The sequence below is a fragment of the Alsobacter sp. SYSU BS001988 genome (assembly GCF_054796215.1).
Genome location: NZ_JBTAMK010000002.1, coordinates 155,408 through 179,485 on the forward strand (window position 1 = coordinate 155,408; position 24,078 = coordinate 179,485).

At 68.3% G+C, this 24,078-nt stretch carries 22 protein-coding genes; 10 read left to right on the forward strand and 12 right to left on the reverse strand.

The window, feature by feature from the left end:
- Positions 1-36: 36 nt before the first annotated feature.
- The 11 genes from ACYVO7_RS04750 to ACYVO7_RS04800 all read right to left on the reverse strand — a co-directional run bounded on the left by ACYVO7_RS04750 (position 37) and on the right by ACYVO7_RS04800 (position 12,681).
- On the reverse strand, positions 37-2,238 hold the full coding sequence (locus tag ACYVO7_RS04750; RefSeq protein WP_460448696.1) for an amylo-alpha-1,6-glucosidase: 2,202 nt from the start codon (positions 2,236-2,238) through the stop codon (positions 37-39).
- A 140-nt stretch (positions 2,239-2,378) separates the two neighbouring features.
- A complete protein-coding gene (locus tag ACYVO7_RS04755; RefSeq protein ID WP_460448697.1) occupies positions 2,379-3,527 on the reverse strand; it encodes a glycosyltransferase family 4 protein in 1,149 nt (382 codons plus the stop codon).
- A gap of 152 nt (positions 3,528-3,679) precedes the next feature.
- Complete coding sequence (locus ACYVO7_RS04760) at positions 3,680-4,384, reverse strand: ABC transporter ATP-binding protein (protein WP_460448698.1); 705 nt, start codon at positions 4,382-4,384, stop codon at positions 3,680-3,682.
- A gap of 3 nt (positions 4,385-4,387) precedes the next feature.
- On the reverse strand, positions 4,388-5,149 hold the full coding sequence (locus ACYVO7_RS04765; protein WP_460448699.1) for an ABC transporter ATP-binding protein: 762 nt from the start codon (positions 5,147-5,149) through the stop codon (positions 4,388-4,390).
- Position 5,150: 1 nt separating this feature from the next.
- A complete protein-coding gene (locus ACYVO7_RS04770; RefSeq protein ID WP_460448700.1) occupies positions 5,151-6,149 on the reverse strand; it encodes a branched-chain amino acid ABC transporter permease in 999 nt (332 codons plus the stop codon).
- 4 nt (positions 6,150-6,153) lie between these two features.
- Complete coding sequence (locus ACYVO7_RS04775) at positions 6,154-7,038, reverse strand: branched-chain amino acid ABC transporter permease (RefSeq protein ID WP_406854210.1); 885 nt, start codon at positions 7,036-7,038, stop codon at positions 6,154-6,156.
- 57 nt (positions 7,039-7,095) lie between these two features.
- Entirely contained in the window at positions 7,096-8,334 is a 1,239-nt protein-coding gene (locus ACYVO7_RS04780; protein WP_460448701.1) for an ABC transporter substrate-binding protein, read from the reverse strand.
- 57 nt (positions 8,335-8,391) lie between these two features.
- Entirely contained in the window at positions 8,392-10,782 is a 2,391-nt protein-coding gene (locus ACYVO7_RS04785) for a xanthine dehydrogenase family protein molybdopterin-binding subunit (protein ID WP_460448702.1), read from the reverse strand.
- Complete coding sequence (locus ACYVO7_RS04790) at positions 10,779-11,252, reverse strand: (2Fe-2S)-binding protein (protein ID WP_460449122.1); 474 nt, start codon at positions 11,250-11,252, stop codon at positions 10,779-10,781. The genes ACYVO7_RS04785 and ACYVO7_RS04790 overlap by 4 nt, the downstream gene beginning before the upstream one ends.
- Before the next feature lie 11 nt (positions 11,253-11,263).
- Positions 11,264-12,151, reverse strand: a complete 888-nt coding sequence (locus ACYVO7_RS04795) for an FAD binding domain-containing protein (RefSeq protein ID WP_460448703.1) — start codon at positions 12,149-12,151, stop codon at positions 11,264-11,266.
- Positions 12,152-12,240: 89 nt separating this feature from the next.
- On the reverse strand, positions 12,241-12,681 hold the full coding sequence (locus tag ACYVO7_RS04800) for a GlcG/HbpS family heme-binding protein (RefSeq protein ID WP_460448704.1): 441 nt from the start codon (positions 12,679-12,681) through the stop codon (positions 12,241-12,243).
- A 109-nt stretch (positions 12,682-12,790) separates the two neighbouring features.
- Here ACYVO7_RS04800 and ACYVO7_RS04805 point away from each other — a divergent pair, with 109 nt between their 5' ends.
- Complete coding sequence (locus ACYVO7_RS04805) at positions 12,791-13,669, forward strand: NAD(P)-dependent oxidoreductase (protein ID WP_460448705.1); 879 nt, start codon at positions 12,791-12,793, stop codon at positions 13,667-13,669.
- Between the two features lie 3 nt (positions 13,670-13,672).
- Here ACYVO7_RS04805 and ACYVO7_RS04810 read toward each other — a convergent pair whose 3' ends face one another.
- The gene (locus ACYVO7_RS04810; RefSeq protein ID WP_460448706.1) at positions 13,673-14,581 is read right to left on the reverse strand and encodes a LysR family transcriptional regulator; all 909 of its coding nucleotides are present in this window, start codon (positions 14,579-14,581) and stop codon (positions 13,673-13,675) included.
- A 107-nt stretch (positions 14,582-14,688) separates the two neighbouring features.
- On the opposite strand from ACYVO7_RS04810, the gene ACYVO7_RS04815 reads away from it, so the two are divergent.
- The 9 genes from ACYVO7_RS04815 to ACYVO7_RS04855 all read left to right on the forward strand — a co-directional run bounded on the left by ACYVO7_RS04815 (position 14,689) and on the right by ACYVO7_RS04855 (position 24,074).
- Positions 14,689-15,795, forward strand: a complete 1,107-nt coding sequence (locus ACYVO7_RS04815; protein ID WP_460448707.1) for an LLM class flavin-dependent oxidoreductase — start codon at positions 14,689-14,691, stop codon at positions 15,793-15,795.
- Positions 15,792-16,595 (forward strand): 3-oxoadipate enol-lactonase, encoded by an 804-nt coding sequence (gene pcaD, locus ACYVO7_RS04820; RefSeq protein WP_460448708.1) that lies wholly within the window; start codon positions 15,792-15,794, stop codon positions 16,593-16,595. The genes ACYVO7_RS04815 and pcaD overlap by 4 nt, the downstream gene beginning before the upstream one ends.
- Positions 16,596-16,621: 26 nt before the next feature.
- Complete coding sequence (locus ACYVO7_RS04825; protein WP_460448709.1) at positions 16,622-17,512, forward strand: polysaccharide deacetylase family protein; 891 nt, start codon at positions 16,622-16,624, stop codon at positions 17,510-17,512.
- A gap of 124 nt (positions 17,513-17,636) precedes the next feature.
- Positions 17,637-19,373: a CocE/NonD family hydrolase gene (locus ACYVO7_RS04830; RefSeq protein WP_460448710.1), complete on the forward strand. Its 1,737-nt coding sequence runs from the start codon at positions 17,637-17,639 to the stop codon at positions 19,371-19,373.
- Between the two features lie 126 nt (positions 19,374-19,499).
- Positions 19,500-20,747: an ABC transporter substrate-binding protein gene (locus tag ACYVO7_RS04835; RefSeq protein ID WP_406854221.1), complete on the forward strand. Its 1,248-nt coding sequence runs from the start codon at positions 19,500-19,502 to the stop codon at positions 20,745-20,747.
- Positions 20,748-20,808: 61 nt separating this feature from the next.
- On the forward strand, positions 20,809-21,675 hold the full coding sequence (locus ACYVO7_RS04840) for a branched-chain amino acid ABC transporter permease (RefSeq protein WP_460448711.1): 867 nt from the start codon (positions 20,809-20,811) through the stop codon (positions 21,673-21,675).
- Positions 21,672-22,607 (forward strand): branched-chain amino acid ABC transporter permease, encoded by a 936-nt coding sequence (locus tag ACYVO7_RS04845; RefSeq protein ID WP_460448712.1) that lies wholly within the window; start codon positions 21,672-21,674, stop codon positions 22,605-22,607. Before ACYVO7_RS04840 ends, ACYVO7_RS04845 begins: the two co-directional genes overlap by 4 nt.
- Complete coding sequence (locus tag ACYVO7_RS04850) at positions 22,604-23,359, forward strand: ABC transporter ATP-binding protein (RefSeq protein ID WP_460448713.1); 756 nt, start codon at positions 22,604-22,606, stop codon at positions 23,357-23,359. Before ACYVO7_RS04845 ends, ACYVO7_RS04850 begins: the two co-directional genes overlap by 4 nt.
- On the forward strand, positions 23,349-24,074 hold the full coding sequence (locus ACYVO7_RS04855) for an ABC transporter ATP-binding protein (RefSeq protein WP_460448714.1): 726 nt from the start codon (positions 23,349-23,351) through the stop codon (positions 24,072-24,074). The genes ACYVO7_RS04850 and ACYVO7_RS04855 overlap by 11 nt, the downstream gene beginning before the upstream one ends.
- Positions 24,075-24,078: the final 4 nt, after the last annotated feature.

Sequence of the window (24,078 nt, forward strand, 5' to 3'; positions counted from 1 at the left end):
ACGACCGGGCGGGGCGACGCCCGCCCGGTCGACGGCCTATTTGCAGACGAGGACGGTCGCCCCGCCCGACCGGCGCAGCACGTTCAGCGCCACGTCTCCGCTGTATTTGTGGATCCTGACATCCATGACGGAGCTTCCCAGGCGCAGCCCCCGCACGACGATCTCGTCCAGGAACGACGGCAGCACCGGGTCGCTCAGGCGGATCTCGTTGCGCTGCTCCGACATGTCGAGGCCGAGGCACGCCGCCAGGAGCCCGAAGGGCGCTGCGGCCGCCCACGCCTGGGGCGAACACGCGACCGGATAGCCGACGGGACCGCGCCGGCGCTTGCGGAGGAAGCCGCAATAGAGCTCGGGCAGCCGCCGATGCTCCTGGTAGTTGGCCGCGTCGAAGATCGCCTGCGACACGAGGGCCGCCTCGCGCTTCAGGCCGTACCGGCTCAGGCCGATCGCCACCATGGCGTTGTCATGGGGCCAGACCGAGCCGTTGTGATACGACATGGGATTGTAGCGCGGCTCGCCCCGCGCGAGCGTGCGGACGCCCCAACCGCTGAAGCCGTCCTGCGACAGCAGCGTCTCGGCCGTGCGCTTGGCGCGCTCCGGCGAGGCGATCCCGGCGAACAACGCGTGGCCGGCGTTGCTGGTCCTCACCCGGCAGGGCTTCTTGTCGCCATCGAGAGCCAGCGCGTAGGTGCTCAGCTCCTCGCACCAGAAGACCTCCTCGAAGCGGGCCTGCAGCGCGCTCGCGGCCGCCAGCTGCCGCTTGGCTTCGCCGGGGTGCCCGAGCGCGGCCGCCATTCTGGCGGCGTGCTGCCGCGCGGCGAAGAGATAGGCCTGGACCTCGACCAGCGCGATCGGCCCCAGGGCCGACGAACCGTCCGCGTGGAAGATGGAGTCGTGGCTGTCCTTCCAGCCCTGGTTGGCCAGCCCGTGCTCCGTCTCGCGGAAATACTCGACGAAGCCGTCGCCGTCGCGATCGCCATAGGTCTCGCACCAGCCCATGGCGGCTTCGATCGAGGGCCAGATCGAGCGGATCAGCCCGATGTCGCCGGTGCGCTCGTAATACATCCCGGCCAGCATGACGAAGAGCGGGGTGGCGTCGACGGTGCCGTAGTAGCGGCGGAACGGCACTTCGCCGGTGCGGGCCATCTCGCCCTGACGCCGCTCGTGAAGGATCTTTCCGGGCTGCGCGTCGGCCCGGGGATCGACTTCGGTCGCCTGCGTGGCGGCGAGATATCTGAGCACGCCGGCCGCAACGGCCGGGTCGATCCACAGAAGCTGCATGGCCGTGATGATGCCGTCCCGGCCGAAGACGGTGCTGTACCAGGGGATGCCGGCGTAGGGGTAGAGCCCATGCTCGGTATCGGTCGTCAGCATGTAGAGGTCCGAGGTCGAGCGGCAGAGGAACTCGTTGAAGATCTCGTTCGAACTCTCGACCGTGGCGATCCCGCGCGTCGCGGCGCGCCCCGCGCGTCGCTTGTCCCGGAACGCCGTGACGAAGTCAGGCGGCGCGCCGCGCTTCTCCTCCTCGCACACGACCTGGATGATCAGGGAGCTTCGGCCGCCGGCCGGCAGGGTGAGGGCGAAGCGCGCCCTCCCGACATCCAGCTTCGCGGGCGGCTCGGAGAAGATCATGGTCATCGTCCGGCTGACGCCGTCCAGCCCCGTATAGGCGAACTCCACCCGGTTCGGCCCCGTGACGCGCGACGAAACGGTCCCGCGGCGCAGACGGTCGACGCCGCGCACCTCGAAGAGATCGCGGAAATCCGAATCAAAGAGGATGTCGAGGGTGAAGCTCCTCGGCTTCTTCTCGAAGTTCTTCAGGCCGATGCGTTCGAAGCAGACGCTGTCCCACAGGAACTTGGTGCGGTCGAGCGAGATCGTGTCGCGCGGAACGCCGTCGTCGTCCTGCGGCCTGATGTCCGGATTGGTGAGATCCACCGAGAGCGCCGCGTTGTCGTCCTGCAGCACCGAGCTCAGCAGCAGAGGCCGCTTGCCTTCGAACCGCAATTCGAACCGGGACAGATAGCGGGTGTCCCGGAAGAACAAGCCTTCCGGAGATCCGGGCCGCGTGCCGATGTCCCCATAGGCGTCCAGGACCGCGAAGGCGTCCTCATGCTTCAAGGTTCGCAGCGGCCGGTCGACCAGGGAGACTTCGGCCTCGATATAATGCTCCGAGACGTGGTCCTGCTGCTCCTGCGGGTCCGGGGCGCTTTCGCGAGTCTTGGGAAGTCCCATCATGAGTGCGCTTGGTCCTTGTCTCTGTGGCGCCGGGCGTAGATGCGCCCGACGAATCGCGGCAGATCCTTACGTCCGCTTCGGGCAGGAGGATGGCCGCGCCATGCCCGGCGCCGCTATTCCGGGGCCGTGTCCCGCAAGCCTCAGTTCGCCCGCAGGATGGACTGCGGCATCGCGAGGGCCGGACGCGGCGCGCTGACGGGCGCCGGCCGCAAGGGCGGCCTGCCGTCGCGCCCGAACAGGGGCACGGGCGCACGGGCCTCGCCGGTGTCGGAGCGCAGCGCCGCATAAGTCTCCACATAGGCGCGGGCCATATGGGTGGCCGTGAAACGCTCCTCGAAGCGGGCCCGCACGGCGGCCCGGCTCATGGAGCGGGCGCGTTCGACCGCCTTCACGGCTTCGTCGACGGACGACACGATGCAGCCCGTGACCCCGTCGTCGACGACTTCGGGCACGGAGCCCAGCGGCCAGGCGATCACCGGAGTCCCGGACGACATGGCTTCGATCATCACGAGGCCGAAAGGCTCGCACCAGTCGATCGGGAACAGCAGCGCCATGGCGCCGCCCAGGAAGGCGCATTTCTCCCGGTCGTTGATCTCGCCGATGAACTCGACCAGCGGGTGGTCCAGCAGCGGAGCGACGACCTTGTCGAAATAGTCCTGGTCCGCCTTGTCGACCTTGGCTGCGATCCTGAGCGGAACGCCGGCCTTGATCGCGATCTCGATGGCGCGGTCCGGCCGCTTCTCCGGCGAGATCCGGCCCAGAAAGGCGAGATAGTCGCCGCCCTTGGCGTTGTACGGGCAGTGCGTCGCCGGCAGTCCGTGATAGATCGTCCGCCGCCAGTTGCATCCGGCCGGCATCGGAAGCCGCTGATTGTCGGAGATCGAGACCAGGGGCATGTCCGGGAAGCCCCGGTAGATCGGGTGGAAGTCCGGCAGGTCGAGGCGCCCATGCATCGTGGTCAGCGTCTTGTGGGCGATGTCCTGGCAGAGCGGAAACTGGATGAGGTCCACATGGAAGTGGATCACGTCGAACTCGGCGGCCCGCTTGCGCACATGGTCGACCATCACGAGGTGGCTGGCCAGATGATCGCGGATGCCGGCGAGGCGAAGTCCTTCGGGAGCCATGGGGCACAACTTCGCAGAGGTGAGCGAATCGCCGCTGGCGAAGAGGGTGACGTCATGGCCGTCGGCCACCAGAGCTTCCGTCAGCCAGGAAACCACCCGTTCCGTTCCCCCGTAGAGCTTCGGCGGAACAGCCTCCGCCAACGGGGCGACCTGTGCGATCTTCATGCGTCGAGCCTCACTCGTTCAGGCCCCTGCGCGACGGTTCACGCCAGTGGCCTAGGCTCAACCCGGACCGATAAGGTCGGTTCCGCATAAAAGTTTCGCAAGACCGAAGGCCGTCGGGAACCAATCCGCAGCCCTGTTCGAACGCCCGCGCGTCAAACGGCGCAGTAGCGTTCCTGGATCTCGGCGTCCGCCAGCAGCTCGCTCGCAGACGCATGATGGGCGATAGCGCCCTGGTCCACCACATAGGCGCGATCGGCGATGCCGAGCGCCAGCTCGACGTTCTGCTCGACGAGCAGAATGGTGGTCCCCTGAGCCTTCATGGCCCGGAAAAGCTCGAACATCTCGTCCACCAGAACAGGCATGATGCCTTCGGACGGCTCGTCCAGCATGACGAGTTTGGGATCGGAGATCATCGCGCGGGCGATGGCGAGCATCTGCTGCTCGCCGCCGGACATCGTGATGGCGGTCTGGTCCAGCCGTTCCGCCAGTCGGGGGAAGATCTCCGCGGTCCTGGCGATCAGTTCGTCCTCGCGCCTCTTGTTGGCCGAGGCGATCAGTCCGAGCCTCAGATTCTCGCGCACGGTCAGCCCGGGCACGATTCGGCGCTCCTCGGGCACATAGGCGAGGCCCTTGCCGAAGCGCACATGCGCCGGCCGGCCCAGCATCTCCTCTCCCAGGAAGGAGACGTTGCCCCGGGTCTTGTCGAGCAGGCCCATGATCGATTTCAGCGTCGTGGTCTTGCCCGCGCCGTTGCGGCCGATGAGGCAGACGATCTCGCCCTGCTTCACCTCCAGGTCGATGCTCTGGAGGACATGGCTGGAGCCGTACCAGGCCTGCAGGTTGCTCACCTTCAACATCGCCTAGTGCTCCCGCTGGCCGAGATAGACCCGCTTGACGGTCTCGTTGCGCCGGATGTCGTCAGGCGATCCCTCCGCCAGGAGTTCTCCGTGATGCAGCACCAGCAGCCGGTCGCTGATGCCCATCACGAGCTTCATCTTGTGCTCCACCAGGATGACGGTCCGCTCCTGCCCGAGCCGCACGATGAGGTCCATCATGGTGCGGGTCTCCTCCGGGCTCATGCCGGCGGTCGGCTCGTCGAGCAGGAGTAGGCGCGGCTCGCTGGCGAGCGCCATCCCGATCTCCAGGGCCCGCTGTTCGCCATGCGCCAGGCTGCCCGCAGGTCGGGTCCGGCGGTCGGCGAGCCCGACGCGCTCGAGCAGGTGGTCGGCCTTGTCGGCGAGCTCGGTCATGGCGGCCCTGGGCCGCCAGATGTCGAAGCGCGACGTCAGCGCCTGCGCGGCCACCCGGACGTTCTCATGCGTCGAGAGCTGCGGGAAGACATTGGTGATCTGGAACGACTTGGCCACGCCCATGTGGGCGAACTGGTGCTGGGCGAGGCCCGTCACGTCCCTGCCCTCGAACTCCACCCGGCCGCTGGACGGCGCGAAGGCGCCCGAGAGCAGGTTGAAATAGGTGCTCTTGCCGGCGCCGTTCGGGCCGATGATCGACGTGATGGCGCCGCGCCGGAATTCCGCCGAGATGTCCTTCAGGGCCGTGAAGCCGCCGAAGCGCTTGCCGACCTTGAACGTGCGCAGGATGACTTCGGAAGACGCCGCGCTCATCTCAACGCTCCATCCAGTGCAGGATCGTGCCCCAGATCCCGCGCGGGAAGAACAGCACGCAGACCACGAAGGCCGCTCCGACGAGGAGCTGCCAGTGCACCGTCCAGATCGACACCAGGTTCTCCAGGAGCAGGAACACCGCCGCGCCGACGAACGGCCCGAAGAAGGTGCCCATCCCTCCGAGCAGGCACATCATCACGGCGAGGCCCGACGTGTCGTAATGCAGCGTCTCGATCGGGACGATCGACAGATGCAGGGCCAGGAGCGCCCCCGCCAGGCCGCAGAAGCCGCCGGAGAGGACGAAGGTCAGCAGCCGCGCCTTCACGACGTCGTAGCCCGACGCCCGGGCGCGCGCCTCATTCTCCCGCACCGCTTCGATGACGGCGCCGAAGGGGGACGCGAGGATGCGCGACAGGACGAACATGGCCGCGATCACAAAGGCGGCGATGACGTAGTAGCGCGTCAGCGGGTTCAGGAAATCGAGCGTGAGGCCGAACAGGTCGATCGTCCGCACGTCGATGCCGCGAAGGCCGTTCTCGCCGCCGGTCCATCCGACCGCCTGGTAGAAGAGGTAGTACACGCATTGCGACAGAGCGAGCGTGACCATCGCGAAGTAGATGCCGCGCGTCCGGATCGCCAGGGCGCCGATGACGCAGGCCATGACCACGCCCGCGACCGTTCCCACCGCCACGGCTGCGAACCAGGGCGCGCCGAAATGCACGATGGCGATGCCGCACAGATAGGCCCCGGTTCCAAACAGCGCCGAGTGTCCGAAGGACAGGAGGCCCAGATAGCCGAACAGCAGGTTGAACCCCAGCGCGTAGAGCCCGTAGATCAGGATCATCACCGCGAGCGCCTTGAACGGCACCAGGAGCGGGAACACGAGCAGGAACAGCGCCGCCAGCAGAACCCTGTGGCGTCGCGCGAGCTCCACGAGGCGGATGCGCGCCAGCGGGGCGACGGCGACGGCCGGAGCGCGTGAGGTTTGGTCCAGGCTCATCGGTTCAGCTCATCAGTCCGGCGCGGCCGAAGAAGCCTTGCGGGCGGACCAGAAGCACGACCGCCATCAGGAGGAAGATCGAGACCTTCGCCATTTCGGGCGCGAACAGGGAGGTCAGGCTCACCACCACCCCCACGAGCAGCCCGGCCAGGACGGCGCCCATGAGCGAGCCCATGCCGCCCACCACGGTCACCACGAAAGCCTCGGCCAGGATAGGGCCTCCCATCTCGGGGATGACGCCCTGGAGGGGAGCGGCCAACAGTCCCGCCACGCCCGCGATGGCGGTGCCCAGCCCGAAGACGACGAGCCAGACCTTGGAGACGTCGACGCCGAGGATGCGCACGATCTGCGGATCGCGGGCGCCGGCGCGGATGATCAGCCCATAGCTGGTCTTCTCCAGAAAGACCCAGAGGCCGGCCAGGATCACGGCCGTCACCCCGATGACGAAGAGACGGTAGAGCGGGAAGTAGCCCACGCCGATGTCGACCGCGCCTTGCAGGGCTTCGGGCGTGTCCACCGGATAGCCGGTGTTGCCGAACGCGATGCGGACCAGTTCGACCATGATGTAGCTGAGCCCGAAGGTCAGCAGCAGCGGATAGTCGATGCCCCGCCCGTAGAGCGGCCGGATCAGCACCCGTTCCACCGCCAGCCCGACCGCGCCGATCGCAAGCGGGACGCCGACCAGGCACAGCCAGAAATTCGCGCCGTGCATCAGCATCCACAGGCCCACATAGGCGCCCAGCATGTAGAACGCGCCATGGGCGAAGTTCACCACCGTGAGCATCCCGAAGATCAGCGACAGGCCGATCGCCAGCAGCACATAGACGGCCCCCAGCGCCACGCCGGTGAACAGTTGCAGACCGATGAGGTCGAGCGAGAGGCCCGCCATGATGTTCTCCGCTTGATGGCGCGCACGCGATCCCGTGCGCGCCATGTCAGGCCGTGGTCAGGAGTGTCCGAGCGCCTGGCAGGTGCGCAGATTGGCTTCGTTGGGCTCGTCGGTCGCGACGATGTTGAACACGTCGGGATCGTTCGCGGCCGCCGCCTTGGACTCGATGATGAGCACCGACTGGACCGACTGGTGGTCACATTTGCGGTAGTATTGCGGGCCCTTGTAGTAGTCGTACTTCAGGGCCTCCATGGCGGCGATCACCGCTTCCTGCTCGGTCGTGCCCGCGGCCTTGGCGGCCATCAGCAGCGTCTTCACGCCGCCATAGGCCAGTGAGCCGTAGTCGGACGGCACGCGCCCGCCATGCTGCTTGCGGAAGCGGTCGTTGAAGGCCTTGGCGGACGGCAGCTTCGATTCCAGCCCGTAATAATAGGACGTGCCGCCCGTGACGCCCTCGAAGGCCTGGGCGCCGGCCGCGATGCGGCCCGTGTAGAGCAGGATCGGGGTGATGATCTTGATCGACTTCTTGACCCCGAAGTCGGTCGCCTGCTTCAGGGCGATCTGCTGGTCGCGGCCGAAATTGCTGATCGCCAGGATGTCGGGCTTCAGGGCCTGGATCCGGGGCAGCAGGGCCGAGAAGTCCGTCGCGCCCAGCGGGTGGCGGATGTCGGCGAGGGTCTCGACCCCGAACGCCTTGCCGGCTTCCTGGAAGCCGCGGACCATCTCGTGCCCATAGGCGTAGTCGGCGGTCAGGAATACGACCTTTTTGCCGAATTTCGGGAAGGCGTAGCGGCCGACCGCGCCCGCCGTCATGTGCGGGTTCAGCGCCTCGTGGAAGGTGTAGCGGCTGAAATCGGCCGCCTCATTGATGGCGTCGGACTGGCTGATGGAGTTGTAGAGCACCTTGCGAGCCTTGGTGACGTTGTTCACCGCCAGTTGCACGGCCGCCGAGAGGCTGCCGACGATGAACTGCACCTTGTCGTTCTCGATCAGCTCGAGCGCGCGGGTCGCCGCCTCGCCGGGGTTCAGCCGGTCGTCGCGCACGAGCAGTTCGGCCTTGCGGCCGTTCAGGCCGCCGCTTTCGTTGAACTCGGCGATGGCGACCTCGGCCGCGCGCACCTGGTCCTGCGCCTCAGCCCCGTAGGGTCCCGTCAGCGGCACCGGGAAGCCGACCTTGATCGGCCCTTCCTGCGCCCGCGCGATGTTGAACATGAACGGCGAGGCCGCCAGCGCCGCTCCGGCCCCCAGCACCTTGCGCCTGTTCCAGCCGTGCGGTCCCTTCGTGTCCTCGGTCATGCTTCCCTCCTGGCGTCGTCCCGTTCGTCGGGCGCGTTCGTTGAGCGATGTGTCATGTCAGCTGATCGTCTTCAGCGCACGCAGGATCGCCTCGGGCGTGAGCGGAATCTCGGTCAGAGTCGCCCCGAAGGGCGACAAGGCGTCGTTGACGGCGTTGGCGACCGCGGCGGCCGCCCCTGCGGTGCCGGCCTCGCCCGCGCCTTTGGCGCCGATCTCGGATTCGGCCGTCGGCGAGACGATGTGGCCGACGTCGATGTCCGGCATCCCGGCCGCCATGGGAACGAGATAGTCGGCCATGTTGCCGTTCAGGAGCTGCCCGCGGTCGTCATAGCGGCAGTGCTCCATCAGGGCGGGGCCCAGGCCCTGCACGACACCGCCGCGCACCTGCTCGTCGACCAGCTGCGGGTTGAGGATGGTGCCGCAGTCCTCCACGACCCAGTGGCGCAGCAGCGTGACGAATCCCGTCTCAACGTCCACCTCGAGCCATGACGCCTGGACGCCATTGGTGAAGGCGAAGGGATATTTGCGCGGAACGTAGTGGCGCGTCGCCATCAGCTCCGCCTGGAAGTCGCCAGGCAGGGTGTCGGGGCGGAAATAGGCGATGCGGGCGACCTCGTCGAGGCCGATGCGCTCCCGGCCCGTGTCGCGATCCACCACCAGTCCCGACGCCACGTCCAGGCTGTCGGGATCGGCCTGCAGCACGGCCCCGGCCACCTTGAGCACGTTCTGGCGCAGCGCCTTGCCGGCCTGCCAGGCGGCTTCGCCGCCGATGCCCGCGGCGCGCGATGCCCATGTGCCGCCCCCATAGGGGGTGTTGTCGGTGTCGCCCAGGATCACCCGGACCTTGTCCATGGAGACGCCCATGGCGGTCGCGACGATCTGGGCCGTGATGGCCTCGGAGCCCTGGCCCTGCTCGGTGATGCTGGTCTGGCAGACCACCGCGCCGGTGGCGTCCAGCTTCACGGTCACGCCGTCCTGCGACGAGATCCTGGCGCCGCCGACCCCGTAGAAGGCCGCGCTCGGATTGGTGACCTCGATGAAGCTCGCAAGGCCGATCCCGCGATAGATTCCGCGGTCCCGAAGCCGGGCCTGCTCCGCCCTGAGCCCGTCGTAGTCCATCATGGCCAGCAGCTTGTCGAGCGCGGCGTGATGGGACAGGGCCTCGAATTTGAGCCCGGAGGGCGAGTCGGTGGGGTAGGCGTCGTCGCGGATGAGGTTGCGGCGGCGGATCTCGACCGGGTCCATCCCGATCGCTCGCGCCGCGAGGTCGACGAGCCCTTCCGTCACCGAGCAGGCGATGGGATGCCCCACGGCGCGGTACTGGCACATGACGTTCTTGTTCTGGAACGCCACCCGGGCGCGGGCCCGGTAGTTGCGGGTCCGGTAGGGTCCGCCCACGAGATTGACGACCTGATTGGCCTCGATCGCGCTCGTGCGCGGATACATCGAGTAGGGGCCGATGCCGGTGAGGTCGTCGATCTCGAAAGCCGTGATCTCGCCGTCGCTCTTGACGGCGATCCGCCCCTTGCAGCGGTGGTCGCGGGCGTGGATGTCGGTGACGAAGCTCTCGATCCGGTCCGCCACATATTTCACCGGCCGCCGCAGCAGCTTGGAGAGCGCGGCCGTGGCCATGTCGTCGGCGTAGACATGGACCTTGATGCCGAAGGACCCGCCCACGTCCTTGCAGACCACCCGCACCTGGGATTCGGAGAGCCCCAGATGCAGCGCGAAGATGTTCTGCATCATGTGCGGGGCCTGGGTGCCCTGATAGACGGTCAGGCGCTGCTCGCCGGGGTTCCAGTCCGCCACGATCGAGCGCGGCTCGAGCGTGACCCCGGTATGCCGCCCGAAGACGAACTCGGCTTCCGCCACGGCGTCCGCCTGGGCGAAGGCGTCGTCCACCGCCCCGGCGTCGAGGCGGCGCTCGAAGGCCAGGTTGTCGCCGAGATCCGGATGGATCACGGGCGATCCCGCCTCGAGCGCGTCGGCCATGTCGGTGACCGGCTCGAGCTCCTCGTACTCGACCTCGACCCGTTCGGCGGCGTCCTCGGCTTCCGCGCGGCTGCGCGCCACCACGGCCGCGACCGCCTCGCCCACCCAGCAGGCGCGGTCCACCGCGATCGCGTGCTGGGGCGCCGATTTCAGGCCCTTGAGATGCGACAGCACGCCCACCCATGGGGTGCAAACCTTGGCCAGTTCGGCCCCGGTCACCACGGCCACGACGCCGGGCATCGCCCGCGCGACGTCCGCGTGGACGCCGAGGATGCGGGCGTGCGCGTGGGGAGACCGCACGAAGGCGACATGCGTCATCCGCGGCAGGACGAGGTCGCTGACATACTGCCCGCGCCCCTGCAGCAGCCTGCCGAGATTGGGCCGCGGCACCGAGCGACCGATATAGGAGTTGGGCCGGTCGAGCGCCGTGAGGCCGGGTTCGACGACGTCGCTCATCGCGCGCCCTCCGAGCGCTGGCGGGCCGTCGCGTCCACCGCGTCGACGATGGCGTGATAGCCGGTGCAGCGGCAATAGTTTCCGGACATGTGATCGCGGATGGCCTCCCTGTCGGGACAGGGGTTGGCCGCCAGCAACTCCTGGGCGGTCAACAGCATGCCGGGCGTGCAGTAGCCGCACTGCAGCGCGTTGCGCGCCTCGAAGGCCGCCTGCAGATCGGCGATCTCGCCCGTGTCCGACACGCCCTCGATGGTCTCGACCACCCCCCCCGACGCCTGCACGGCCAGTACGAGGCAGCCGCGGACGATGTCTCCGTCCAGCCGCACGGTGCACGCCCCGCAGACGCCGTGCTCGCATCCGATATGGGTGCCGGTGAGGCCCAGTTGTTCCCTGAGGAAATCCGCCAGATGCTGGCGCGGCGGCGCCTGAGCCGTCACGGCCTCGCCATTGACCGTGAGGGCGACCTCCATCGTCGAGCCGGTCACGCCGCCCTCCCCTGCCGCGAGCGGAGGCCCGGGACCATGCCGGCCAGAACCCGATGGAGCAGAACTCCCGCAAGGTGCAGGCGCATCGCCCCGGTGGCCTGGAGGTCGTCGGGCGGATCGAGATCCTGGGACAGGGCGGCGCGCGCTCTTGCGACAGCCTCCAGGCTCGGCGCACCCCCCTCCAGCGCGGCGGCGGCGGACTTCGCCAGCATGGGCCTGTCGCCCACGGAGAAATAGGCCAGCCTGACCTGCCTCAACTCGCCTGCGTCCGACAGAACGGCCGAGCAGGCGAGGCCCGCGAGCGCATAGTCGCCGTTGCGGCGCGCCAGCTCCAGGAAACCCGAGGTCCGCCCGGCCGGCGCCGCCGGGATCTCGACCGCGGTGAGGATCTCGCCGGGCTGGAGCGCGGTCTCGTAGATGCCCGTGAAGAACGCCTCCGCCGGGATCCTGCGCTCGCCGCTCCGCCCCTCGACCACGATCGTCGCGTCGAGCGCCAGCATGCAGGCCGGCAGCTCGGACGCCGGATCCGCATGGGCGAGATTGCCCCCGATCGTGCCGCGGTTGCGGATCGCGGCGTGCGCCACATGGCGGACCGCCTCGCGCAGGAGCGGATGCCTCGCGGCGACGAGGTCGGAGGACAGAAGGTCCGCGTGGCGCGTAAGCGCGCCGATGCGGAGCGTCCCGTCATGGTCCTGTACGCCGCGCAGATCCCCGATATGCGAGATGTCGATGAGGATCTCCGGCGCGAGCAGGCGCAGATTCAGGGCGGGAACGAGGCTTTGGCCTCCCGCCAGCAAGCGCGCTCCATCGCCGTGCCGCGCCAGCAGCTCCAGCGCATGCGGCACCGATTCGGCCCGGGCGTAGTCGAACGCCGCAGCTTTCATCGTGGGCTTCCCATCCCTGCACGTCTCCGGCGGGAGTAGAGCGTTCCCCCCGGAGGTCGTCAAGCTTGTTTATCGCTCGATTATTAGCCTCAGCTGGCGACGCCGGGATCGGCCTTCAGCCCCGCCGCCTCGATGCCCGCCACCGCGCAGATCTCGTCATTGTCGGAGATGTCGCCCGAGATCCCGACCGCCCCGATGATCGTCCCTTCCTGGTCGCGGATCAAGACGCCGCCGGGGACGGGCACCATTCGGCCCTGGCTGGCCGCGGCGAGCGCGGTGAAGAAGGCCGGCGCCTTCGCGGCCCTGCCGAACAGCTCGCGCGAGCCGAACCCCATTCCGAGCGCGCCCCAGGCCTTGCCGGTGGCGATGTCGACGCGCAGGATGCCGGACCGGTCCTCGCGCTTGACCACGACGGGGTGGCCGCCGGCGTCGAGCACGACCACCGTCAGCGGTTCGAAATTGCGGTCGCGGCCGGTCTTGAGCGCCACGGATGCGATCTCGTCGGCCTGGGCCAGGGTCAATGGGTTCATGTCGTTCCTCCGCGCCGCGCGCCGTTGCGCCGCCGTTCGACCTCGTTTATCGCTTGATCATTAGACAGCGCGGCCGCGAACGCAATGGCCGTCAGCGGGAGAGGCGTCCATGGACAAGACGGTCGGGATCATCGGGCTGGGCATCATGGGCGGGGCGATCGCCCGCAACCTCGTCGATCGCGGCTGGACCGTGGTGGGGACCGACGTCGACCAGAACCGCTGCTCCGAGTTGTCCGCGGCCGGGGTGCGGATCGCATCCGGGGCGGCCGACGTCGCCCGCGCCGCGCCGGCGATCCTCACCAGCCTGCCCAGTCCGAAGGCCGTGGCAGCCGTCGCCCAGGAGATCGCCGAAGCCGGCGTGGAGCGCAGGATCGTGGCGGAGGTCAGCACCCTCGCGCTGGACGACAAGCTGGCCTTCCAGCAGACGCTGGAGGCCGCCGGACACGTCCCGCTCGACTGCCCGCTCAGCGGCACCGGGGCGCAGGCCAAGAACCGGGACCTCGTCGTCTACGCCAGCGGCGACGCCGCCGCGATCCAGTCGCTGTCCCAGCTTTTCGGCGATTTCGGCCGCAAGACCGTCAATCTCGGCGCCTTCGGCAATGGCAGCCGCATGAAGTTCATCGCCAACCTGCTGGTGGCGGTGAACAACGTGGCCTCCGCCGAGGCGATGGTGCTGGCCATGAAGGCGGGCCTGAACCCGGACGACGTGGTCGACGTGATCGGCGCGGGCGCGGGCACGTCCCGCGTCTTCGAGCTTCGCGCTCCCATGATGGCGCAGGACGTCTATGAGCCCGCCACCATGCGGGTCTCGACCTGGCAGAAGGACATGGCCGTCATCGAGGCCTTCGCCCGCGAGCTCGGCTGCGAGACGCCCTGCTTCTCGGCCACGCGGCCCGTCTATGACGAGGCCATGCGCCAGGGCCTGGGCGACCAGGACACGGCGGCGGTCTGCCGGGTGCTGGAGGACAAGGCGGGCTTCACCCGCTGACGCCTAGCGCGGCAGGATGCCGGCGATCCGCGCGGACTCCGCCGTCAGCAGATCGGCGAACAGCCGCGCGGCGGGCGCCAGCGCCTTGCGGGCCGGCTCGATCAGGACGAATTCGGCCGAGAGCTTGGGCTCGTCCAGCGGCCGGATGTCGTAGCGGGCGCCGTCGAGATCGCCGGCCATGATGACGCCGGGCAGGATGGCGACCCACTCGCTTGCGGCGACGAATTCGAGGGTTCCCATCATGGCGTCGAGCTCGAGCCGCGACCGGACCTCCACGCCATTGGTGGCCAGGTAGGTCTCGATGTTGCGGCGCCGGGTGTTCTGGGGCCCAGGCAGGACGATGTCGATCGGGCCGAGCGCGCTGAGGCGCACCGGGCTGAGATGCCGCCCCGCCCTCCCCCGGGCCGCCACCAGCATCTCCCGGTCGCTCAGGATGCGCGTGGTGGTCAGCCCCACGTCGCCCTCGAAGGCGGGCACGATCGCGAAATCCAGTTCACCCTGGCGGACCTTCTCGGTGAGGACCGCCGAATAGGCTTCGAGGATGCGGACCTCCGCGCCCGGCGCCTGCGCCATGAAGGCCTTCAGGGTCGGCGACAGCACCGCGCGCGTGAAGGTCGGCATCAGCCCGACTTTGACCTCTCCGCCGGACCGCGCGATCGCGCTGGCGGCGTGGCCCGCCTCGTCGAGGCGGCGCAGGATGGCGACGCACTCGCCGTAATAGCGACGGCCCACCGCGGTCGGCGCGACCAGCCGCCCATCGCGCGAAAACAGCTGCGCGCCCAGCCCCTGCTCGAGTTGGCGGACATGCTGCGACATGCCCGACTGAGTCGCTCCCTCCCGCTCCGCCGCCGCCGTGAAGGAGCCTTCCTCGAACACGGCCACGAAGGACCGGATCTGCCTGAGGGACTGCATGAGCATCAAGATCCATAATGCCAGGAAGTAGGAATAATCATTTTTTGCGCTGAAGGTCGAGGCCTTACGCTGCCGCCAAACACGACAGATACATCGAGGAGCGCCTGATGCAGCTTGGCTTCTTCACGATGCCGATCCACCCGCTCGACAAGGATTGGCGCCAGTGCCTGGCGGAGGACCGCGAGGCCTTCGTGCTGGCGGACGAACTCGGTTTCGTGGAGGCCTATGCCGGCGAGCACGTCACCGACAAGGCCGAAAACATCACCTCCTGCATCACATTCCTGGCGTGGATCGCGTCCGCCACGAAGCGCATCAGGCTGGGCACCGGCACGGTGAACATGCCGAACGCGCATCCGGCGGCCACGGCGGCGCAGATCGCCATGCTCGACCACATGCTGGACGGGCGATTCAATTTCGGGATCAGCCCCGGCGGGCTGCTGTCCGACGCCGAACTGTTCGGCAATCTCGACGCGAACCGGAACGAGATGTTCTTGGAGGCGATCAACGCCATCCTGGCGATCTGGGACGGCGAGGCGCCCTACGACATCAAGGGCAAGTACTGGACGATCTCCACCGCCCGCACGATGATGCCGGAGATCGGGCAGGGCACGATGCCCAAGCCCCTGCAGCGTCCTCACCCGCCCATCGTCGTGACCGCGGTCGCGCCCTTCTCAAAGGGCGTCACCGAAGCGGCGGCCCGGGGCTGGGACCCGATCTCGGCCAACTTCCTTATGCCCGAATGGGTGAAGAGCCACTGGCCCAAATATGTCGAGGGCTGCGAGAAAGGCGGCCGCCCCGCCGATCCGGCGAACTGGCGGGTGGCCAAGAGCGTCTTCGTCGCCGACGACGCCGCGACCGCCAAGGCCTACGCGATGGACCCGGACGGCCCCTATGTCTCTTACTACCGGTCCCTCTTCACCAAGCTGAAGAAGAACGGCCGCATCGAGCTCTTCAAGACGCGGCGCGATCAGCCCGACGACGAGGTGACGCTGGAGTCGGTCTGCGATCGGCTGATCATCTACGGGACCCCGGACAAGGTCGCGGACGACCTCCTGGCCTTCCGGGAGACCGTGGGCGACTTCGGCACGCTGCTCTACGCCGGAAAGGACTGGAAGGACCGGGCTCTCGGGCGGCGCTCCATGGTCCTGCTCGCCGAAAAGGTGCAACCCTTGGTGAACGCCGCCTCGCCGCGCGCGACGCAGGCCGCCGAATGAGCGCCTCCGTCCTGGTCGACTGCGGCGGATTCCGGCTCGCCGCCGAGGTGTCCGGCGCTCCCGAGGGCGCGCCGTGGCTGGTGCTGTCGAACTCCCTTGGGGCGTCCCGCGCCATGTGGGCGCCCCAGCTCGCCTGGCTCGGCCGGCGCTTCCGCGTGCTGGGCTACGACCAGCGTGGACACGGCGAGTCGGACGCTCCGGCGGGACCCTACGGGTTCGATGACCTGACGGGGGACGTCATCGCCCTCATGGACCATTTCGGCGTCGGGACGGCGAGCTTCATGGGGCTGTCGCTCGGCGGCATGACCGGGCTCGGGCTCGCCCTTCGCCACCCGTCCCGCTTCGACCGGGTCGTCTGCTGCGACGCCCGCGCGGACGCCCCGCCGGCTTACGTCCAGGGGTGGACCGACCGCATCGCCGCGGTGCGCGCCGGGGGCATGGGCGCCATCCTCGCCGGCACCATGGAACGCTGGTTCGTCCCGCAGACGCGGGACGCCCGGCCGGATCTCATGGCCGCCATGCAGGCGATGTTCATGGCGACGTCGCCCGCGGGCTATATCGGCTGCGCCGAGGCGCTGAAACGCCTCGACTACCTCAAGGACCTTCCCGGCCTGAGCATTCCGGCGCTGTACGTGGTGGGCGACAGCGACCTCGCCGCCCCGCCCGCGACCATGCGGGCGATGGCGGATGCGACCCCCGGCTCCCGCTATGCGGAGATCCCCCGAGCGGCGCACCTGGCCAACATCGACAACCCCGCCGACTTCGCTTCCGCCGTGGGTCCCTTCCTCGGCCTCGCCTGACGTCTCCCCGATCCCGGACGATCCCCATGGCTCTCAGCGACCGCATCCCCTACCAGGCCATCGTCGATCGGCCGAAGCTGACGCTCCCCGGCGGCGCGAGGCTGGCCGTGTGGGTGATCCTCAATGTCGAGGAATGGCGGATCGAGCGGCCGATGCCGCGCACGGTCCTGCCGCCCCCGATGGGCCAGCCGCTTTTGCCTGACGTGCCGAACTGGTCCTGGCACGAATACGGGATGCGCTCGGGCTTCTGGAGGCAGTACGAGGCCCTGACGAGCCGCAACATCCCGACGACCCTGGCCACGAACGGAAGCGTCTGCCTCACCTACCCGCGCGTGGCCGGCGCCGCACGGGAGGCCGGCTGGGAGTTCATGGGCCACGGCTTCCTGCAGGGGCCGATGCACAAGCTCGAGGACCAGCGCGGCGCCATCAGGCGCGCCGTGGACGAGATCGCGGCGTTCTCCGGCAAGCCGCCGCGCTCGTGGGAGAGCCCCGGCCTGACCGAGACTGAGGAGACCCTGGATCTCCTGCGCGAGCACGGAATCGAATATGTGGCCGACTGGGTCATCGACGACCTGCCGCAGGAGCTCGCCACCCCGCACGGGACCATCACGACGATCCCCTACACGGTCGAGACCAACGACATCGTGGTCTTCGCCCTGCAGCACCAGACATCCGACCAGTTCCTGCGCCGGGGCATGGACCAGTTCGACCGTCTCTACCAGGAGGGGGCCGACAACGCCCGCGTGATGGCCATCTCGATCCATCCCTACATCACCGGCGTCCCGCACCGGATCCGCTACCTGGAGGACCTGCTGGACTATGTCGCCCAGCATGAGGGCGTGGCTTTCATGACGGCGAGCGAGATCGGCGACTGGTACTCCGGGCAGATGGCGGCGCACGCGAAAGGCGAGCGCTGACCGACGGACGCCACCTAATTTTTCGTTTGATAAATTAGCAGCGCCCGTCGATACTTTCGGCCAACGAGAACGGCCTCGCCGGGTCCCACCCGGAACGAAGGCCACGAAACGGGAGGCGCCCCGCATGGGCCACACGACCATTCAGGACGGCATGCGCATCGACTGGGATGTCGAGATCGCCACGGATGACGGCGTCGTGCTGAAGGCTGACGTGTTCCGTCCCGTCGAGGACGGGCGCTATCCGGTTCTGCTCACCTATGGCCCCTACGCCAAGGGCCTCGCCTTCCAGGACGGGTATCCGAGCGCGTGGCAGAAGATGGTCGCCGGCCACCCCGACGTGGCCTACGGATCGACCAACAAGCACCAGAACTGGGAGGTGGTGGACCCGGAGAAATGGGTGCCTCACGGCTATGTCTGCGTGCGGGTCGACTCGCGCGGCACGGGGCGCTCGCCTGGCTTCGTCGACCATTTCTCGCCCCGCGAGACCCGCGACTTCTACGAGTGCATCGAATGGGCCGGGGTCCAACCCTGGTCGTCCGGCAAGGTCGGCCTCTCGGGCGTGTCCTATTACGGCATCAACCAGTGGCACGTGGCGTCGCTCCAGCCGCCCCACCTCGCCGCCATGTGCATCTGGGAGGGCTCGGCGGACTGGTACCGCGACATGACCCACCACGGCGGCATCCTGTCGACCTTCTGGGCGAACTGGTACGACATGCAGGTCAAGACCGTGCAGTACGGCCTGGGCGAACGCGGTCCGCGCAGCAAGGCGTCGGGCCTGCTGGTCTGCGGCGACGAGACGATGTCGGACGAGGAGCTGGCGCGCAACCGCTGCAGCTTCGGCGACGACATCCTCGCCCATCCTCTGGACGACGAGTATCACCGCGCCCGCTCGCCGCAATGGGACAAGGTCACGGTCCCCTTCCTCTCCGCCGCGAACTGGGGCGGACAGGGCCTGCATCCCCGCGGCAATTTCGAGGGCTTCACCCGCGCGGCCTCGACGGAGAAATGGCTGGAGGCGCACGGCCTCGAGCACTGGACGCATTTCTACACCGATTACGGCCGCGACCTGCAGAAGCGCTTCTTCGACTGCTTCCTGAAGGGCGAGCGGAACGGCTGGGCCGAACAGCCCCGGGTGCTCCTGCAGGTTCGCCACGTGGACCGTTTCGAGCCGCAGGGCGCGACGGCCTGGCCCCTGCCCGACACGCGCTGGACGAAGCTCTATCTCGATCCTCATCGCCAGACGCTGTCCCTCACGCCCCCTTCGGCCAAAGCCGAGATCCCGTTCGCCGCGATGGGCGACGGCCTGACCTTCATGTCCGAGCCTCTGGAGCGGGAGACGGAGATCACCGGCCCCCTCGCGGCGGGCCTGCGGGTGTCGTCGTCGACGGCGGACGCGGACATCTTCCTGGTTTTCCGGGTGTTCACCGCCGACCTGCGCGAGGTCACCTTCGTCGGCGCCATCGATCCCCACACTCCGATCGCCCAGGGCTGGCTGCGGGCGTCGCATCGCAAGCTCGATCCGCAGCTGACGCAGCCCTGGCGGCCTTACCACGCCCATGACGAGGTCCAGCCCCTGACTCCAGGAAGCCCGGTCGATCTCGACGTGGAGATCTGGCCGACCTCGATCGTCGTTCCGGCGGGATGCAGGATCGCGCTCTCGGTCCGGGGCCGCGACTACAAGTGGCAGGAGACGACCGGCGCGCGGCTCTCCAACTTCAAGAACGAACTGACCGGTTGCGGCCCCTTCCTGCACGACGATCCGCGGGACCGCCCGGCGTCGCTCTTTGGCGGAACCACCACGCTGCATCTCGATCCGGACGGGTCGAGCTACGTCCTGCTGCCCATCATCGACCGGGCCTGAGAAGCCCGGCGCTGCGCCAACTGAACATGTGCTCAACCTCAAGTTGAACATGAAGAGACCCAGCTCCGCGATTCAGAACAAAGCAAACGCTACCGGGAAGAACCGTCCTCAAGGGAGGCATCATCCATGACCATCTCACGTCGCACATTCGTTCAGGGCGCGGCCGGCGTCGCGCTCACCGGCGTCGCAGCGCCGGCCGTTCTCGCCCAGTCCTCGGACCCGATCCGGGTGGGCCTGCTCACCGTCAAGACGGGACCGTTGGCCTCCGGCGGCATCGACATGGAGCGCGCCCTGGTCATGTACCTGAAGGAGCGTGACAACATGCTCGGCGGGCGCAAGGTGGAGCTGATCGTCGCCGATACGGCCGGCGTGCCGGCGACCGCCCGCACCAAGACGCAGGAGCTGGTCGAGAAGAACAACGTGCATTGCATCATCGGCCCGCTGGCCGCCTTCGAGGCGCTGGCCATCGACGACTATCTGCGCCAGGCCCAGATGCCAACGCTCTCCGTCGCGGCCGCCGAGGACATGACGCAGCGCAATCCGAACCCCTGGTTCGTGCGCGCCACCTCGACCTCGGCGCAATGCGCCCACCCGATGGGCGAGTACTGCGCCAAGGAGCTGAAATACAAGCGCGTCATCACCATCGCGGACGACATCGCCTATGGCCACGAGATGTGCGGCGGCTTCCAGCGCACCTTCGAGGAGAACGGCGGCAAGATCATCCAGAAGCTCTTCCCGCCGCTGACGGCGCCCGACTACGGCACCTATGTGGCGCAGCTGAAGAACGACGCCGACGCCATCTTCCTCGGCTTCGCCGGCTCCAACGGCTTCCGTTTCCTGCGCCAGTTCGTCGAGTACGGCCTCAAGGACAAGATCCAGGTGGTCGGCGGCATGACCGCCCTCGACGAAGGCGTGCTGCGCAACATGGGCGACGAGGCGCTCGGCATCATCACCGCGTGCTGGTACTCCGCCGAGCTCGACGCCAAGCCGAACCAGACCTTCGCGCCGGCCTTCCGCAAGGAATTCAAATACGATCCCGGCTTCTACGCGGCCGGCACCTATGTGGACGGCGCCGTGCTGGAGGCGGCCGTCAAGGCGGTCAACGGCAAGGTCGAGGACAAGAAGGCCTTCATGGCCGCCCTGCGGGCCACCGACGTCGACACCGCCCGCGGGCCGGTGAAGTTCGACGAGTACGGCAACGTGGTCGGCAACGTCTATCTGCGCAAGGTGACCCGCAAGGACGGACGGCTGGTCAACTCGGTCATCAAGACCTACCCGAACGTCAGCCAGTTCTGGACCTACGACCCGAAGGCGTTCCTGGCCAATCCGGTCTATTCGCGGGACTACCCGCCGGCCAAGAACCTCGAAAAGTAGGCCCTCGCCCCCGCGGCGCGGACGCCCCGCGCCGCGGCTCCCTTCCCGCCCAGGGACGCCCATGCAGTTCTGGATCATCCAGGGTTTGAACAGTCTGGCTCTCGGTGGGCTGCTGTTCCTGCTCGCCTCCGGCTTCTCGCTCATCTTCGGGCTGATGCGGCTCGCCAACCTCACGCATGGGGCGTTCTTCATGCTGGGCGCCTATCTGGGCGCGAACGTGCTGCGCAGCTACGAGGGCGCCAATCTGTGGTTGGCGGCCCTGCTGGCCGGTCTGGCCGTGGCGGCGGCGGGCGGCGTCCTAGAGCGGCTGGTCTTGCGCCAGCTGGCCGGCAATTCGCTGGGGCAGGTGCTGGTCACCCTGGGCGTGTCGTTCATCATCGCCGACGCTTGCCTGATGATGTGGGGCGGCGACCCCATCCCGGTGCCGACGCCGCCCGGCCTGTCGCGCCCCATCCTGCTTTTCGGCTTCGCCTTCCCGACCTATCGCCTGGTCGTCGTGGTCGCCGCCGTGGTGGCTGCGCTCGGGCTCTACCTGATGCTGGAGCGAACCCGCCTCGGCGCCATGATCCGCGCCGGCGTGGACGACATGCAGATGGCGCGGGCGGTCGGCATCCCGGTGTCGCGCCTCTTCACCGCCGTGTTCTGCCTCGGCGCGGGGATCGCGGGCGCCGGCGGCGTGCTGGGCGGCCCGATCCTGTCCGCCTATCCGGGGCTGGACGCCGACATGCTGCCCCTCGCCCTCATCGTGGTGATCCTGGGCGGCGTCGGCAGCCTGCTCGGCGCCTTCGTGGGCAGCTTCATCATCGGCCTGATCTACACCTTCGGCACCGCGCTCTTTCCGGACCTCGCCTATGTCATCCTGTTCCTGCCGATGATCGTGGTCATCGCCTACCGCCCGCAGGGCCTCTTCGGACGGATCAGCGCATGAACCGCATCGTCCTTCCGGCCGTCCTTCTCGTGCTGGCGTTCCTGCCGCTGGTCGCGGGCGACTTCTACGTCAATCTCGGCAGCCAGATCCTCATCGCGGCGATCTTCGCGATGAGCCTGAACCTGCTGGTCGGCTATGGCGGCCTGACGTCGCTCGGCCACGCCTCCTTCCTCGGCTTCTGCGCCTACGCGTGCGCCTGGGCGAGCCTTCGGCTGGGCTTCGGCCATGGCGCCGCGGCGGCGCTCGCCATCGGGATCACGACCCTGATGGCCGCGCTCTTCGGGCTGATCGCGCTGCGGGCCACCGGCCTCGGCTTCCTGATGATCACGCTGGCGCTCTCGCAGGTGCTCTGGGGCCTCGCCTATCGCTGGGTCTCCGTCACCAACGGCGACAACGGGCTCTCCGGCGTCAGCCGCCCGCATCCGCTCGGCGTCTCCATCGAAAGCGCCGCGGCCTATTACTGGTTCACGCTGGCGGTCGCCGCCGTCGCGGCCCTGCTGATGGGCGTCTTCGTGTCGTCGGCTTTCGGCTCCAGCCTGCGCGGCACCCGCGATCAGGCCCGCCGGATGGCGGCGCTGGGCCACGACGTCTGGATGATCCGCTGGATCACCTTCATCTATGCCGGGTTCTGGGGCGGCGTGGCCGGCCTCCTCTACATCTACTATCACAAATACATCCACCCGACCGCGCTCTCCATCACGAACTCGGCGGAGGGCCTGCTCGGCGTGATCGCCGGCGGCTCCGGCACGCTCGGCGGCCCCGTGATCGGCGCCACGCTGGTGGTGCTGCTGAAGAACTACGCCTCCGCCTATATCGAGCGCTGGAACATGCTGCTCGGCTTCGTGTTCCTGTTCATCGTGCTGGTGATGCCGGAGGGCATCGTGCCCGGCGTGAAGCGGCTCTACGCCCGCGCCCGCGGAGGCGCGCGATGATCGAGAGCGACGGCGCGCCGGCGCTGGAAATCATCGATCTGCGCAAGTTCTTCGGGGGGCTCCCGGCCACCCAGGACGTCAACATGCGGGTGATGCCGGGCGAGCGGCGCCTGATCATCGGGCCGAATGGCGCGGGCAAGACGACCTTGTTCAACCAGATCGCCGGCGACTTCCTGCCCAGTTCGGGAACGATCAGGCTGTTCGGACATGACGTCACCCGGATGAAGCCGCAGCAGCGGGCCCATCTGGGCCTCTCGCGCACCTACCAGATCATCACGCTGTTCCCGAAGGACACCCTCGAGCACAACATCGTGCTCGGCCTGCTCGGCCTGCGAAAGGCGCGGTGGAACATGTTCCGGCCCTTGTCCTTCTACCCGGACATGCGCCAGGAAGCCCGACGCGCCCTGGCCCAGGTGGGCCTGGAGCATCTGGCGGACCGCAAGGTCTCGGAGCTCGCCTATGGCGAGAAGCGGCGCGTCGAGATCGCGATGGCCCTCGCCCAGAGGCCGCGCCTTCTGCTGCTCGACGAGCCCCTGGCCGGCCTGTCCAGCGAGGAGCGCGGCTCCATCAAGAAGCTCATCGCCGCCATCCCGCGGGAGACGACGCTGATCATGATCGAGCACGACATGGACACCGCCCTGGACCTCGCCGAGACCGTGACCTTGCTGCACTACGGCAAGGTGATCGTGGACGGCCCGCGCGACGCCGTCATCGCGGACCCGCAGACGCGCGAGGTGTATCTTGGCCACTGACGCGCTCACCCTCACGGACGTTCACAGCTATTACGGGGACAGCCACGTCCTGCAGGGCGTCTCCTTCAGCCTGAAAGCCGGCGAGGTGCTGGCCCTCCTCGGACGCAACGGCGCGGGCAAGACGACCTGCATCAGCACGGTCGTCGGTTTTCTGACGCCGCGCCGCGGCGAGATCCGGCTTTTCGGCGAACCGATCGGCGGGCTGACCCCGGAGGCGATCTGCCGCCGCGGCATCGGTCTGGTCCCGCAGGGGCGGCGCATCTTCCCGTCCCTGACGGTCCGCGAGAACCTCATCGTGGCCCGGCGCAGCGGCGACGACGCCCGCAAGCCGTGGTCGCTGGAACGGATCTACGATCTCTTCCCCCGCTTGCGCGAGCGCCACGGCCAGCTCGCAGGCTCCCTCTCGGGCGGAGAGCAGCAGATGCTGGCCTTGGGGCGCGCCCTGATGGGCAATCCGCGCGTCCTCCTCCTGGACGAACCGTCCGAGGGCCTCGCCCCGCTCATCGTGGCCGAGGTCGGCCGCACGATCGCGCTGTTGAAGAGCGAGGGCCAATCCATCGTCCTGGTCGAGCAGAACAGCAACCTGGCCCTGGACCTGGCCGACCAGGTGGTGATCCTCACCACCGGACAATGCGTGTTCGACGGAGGCATCGACGAGATCCGCGCCAACGAGGCGGTGCTGACGCAAAATCTCGGCGTGTTCCAGGGCCATTGATCGC

What these genes read in the sequence shown, in the direction of transcription:
- ACYVO7_RS04750 (WP_460448696.1), bottom strand. Translation starts at nt 2,238, where the DNA reads ATGATGGGACTTCCCAAGACTCGCGAAAGCGCCCCGGACCCGCAGGAG.
- ACYVO7_RS04755 (WP_460448697.1), bottom strand. Translation starts at nt 3,527, where the DNA reads ATGAAGATCGCACAGGTCGCCCCGTTGGCGGAGGCTGTTCCGCCGAAG.
- ACYVO7_RS04760 (WP_460448698.1), bottom strand. Translation starts at nt 4,384, where the DNA reads ATGTTGAAGGTGAGCAACCTGCAGGCCTGGTACGGCTCCAGCCATGTC.
- ACYVO7_RS04765 (WP_460448699.1), bottom strand. Translation starts at nt 5,149, where the DNA reads ATGAGCGCGGCGTCTTCCGAAGTCATCCTGCGCACGTTCAAGGTCGGC.
- ACYVO7_RS04770 (WP_460448700.1), bottom strand. Translation starts at nt 6,149, where the DNA reads ATGAGCCTGGACCAAACCTCACGCGCTCCGGCCGTCGCCGTCGCCCCG.
- ACYVO7_RS04775 (WP_406854210.1), bottom strand. Translation starts at nt 7,038, where the DNA reads ATGGCGGGCCTCTCGCTCGACCTCATCGGTCTGCAACTGTTCACCGGC.
- ACYVO7_RS04780 (WP_460448701.1), bottom strand. Translation starts at nt 8,334, where the DNA reads ATGACCGAGGACACGAAGGGACCGCACGGCTGGAACAGGCGCAAGGTG.
- ACYVO7_RS04785 (WP_460448702.1), bottom strand. Translation starts at nt 10,782, where the DNA reads ATGAGCGACGTCGTCGAACCCGGCCTCACGGCGCTCGACCGGCCCAAC.
- ACYVO7_RS04790 (WP_460449122.1), bottom strand. Translation starts at nt 11,252, where the DNA reads ATGGAGGTCGCCCTCACGGTCAATGGCGAGGCCGTGACGGCTCAGGCG.
- ACYVO7_RS04795 (WP_460448703.1), bottom strand. Translation starts at nt 12,151, where the DNA reads ATGAAAGCTGCGGCGTTCGACTACGCCCGGGCCGAATCGGTGCCGCAT.
- ACYVO7_RS04800 (WP_460448704.1), bottom strand. Translation starts at nt 12,681, where the DNA reads ATGAACCCATTGACCCTGGCCCAGGCCGACGAGATCGCATCCGTGGCG.
- ACYVO7_RS04805 (WP_460448705.1), top strand. Translation starts at nt 12,791, where the DNA reads ATGGACAAGACGGTCGGGATCATCGGGCTGGGCATCATGGGCGGGGCG.
- ACYVO7_RS04810 (WP_460448706.1), bottom strand. Translation starts at nt 14,581, where the DNA reads ATGCAGTCCCTCAGGCAGATCCGGTCCTTCGTGGCCGTGTTCGAGGAA.
- ACYVO7_RS04815 (WP_460448707.1), top strand. Translation starts at nt 14,689, where the DNA reads ATGCAGCTTGGCTTCTTCACGATGCCGATCCACCCGCTCGACAAGGAT.
- pcaD (WP_460448708.1), top strand. Translation starts at nt 15,792, where the DNA reads ATGAGCGCCTCCGTCCTGGTCGACTGCGGCGGATTCCGGCTCGCCGCC.
- ACYVO7_RS04825 (WP_460448709.1), top strand. Translation starts at nt 16,622, where the DNA reads ATGGCTCTCAGCGACCGCATCCCCTACCAGGCCATCGTCGATCGGCCG.
- ACYVO7_RS04830 (WP_460448710.1), top strand. Translation starts at nt 17,637, where the DNA reads ATGGGCCACACGACCATTCAGGACGGCATGCGCATCGACTGGGATGTC.
- ACYVO7_RS04835 (WP_406854221.1), top strand. Translation starts at nt 19,500, where the DNA reads ATGACCATCTCACGTCGCACATTCGTTCAGGGCGCGGCCGGCGTCGCG.
- ACYVO7_RS04840 (WP_460448711.1), top strand. Translation starts at nt 20,809, where the DNA reads ATGCAGTTCTGGATCATCCAGGGTTTGAACAGTCTGGCTCTCGGTGGG.
- ACYVO7_RS04845 (WP_460448712.1), top strand. Translation starts at nt 21,672, where the DNA reads ATGAACCGCATCGTCCTTCCGGCCGTCCTTCTCGTGCTGGCGTTCCTG.
- ACYVO7_RS04850 (WP_460448713.1), top strand. Translation starts at nt 22,604, where the DNA reads ATGATCGAGAGCGACGGCGCGCCGGCGCTGGAAATCATCGATCTGCGC.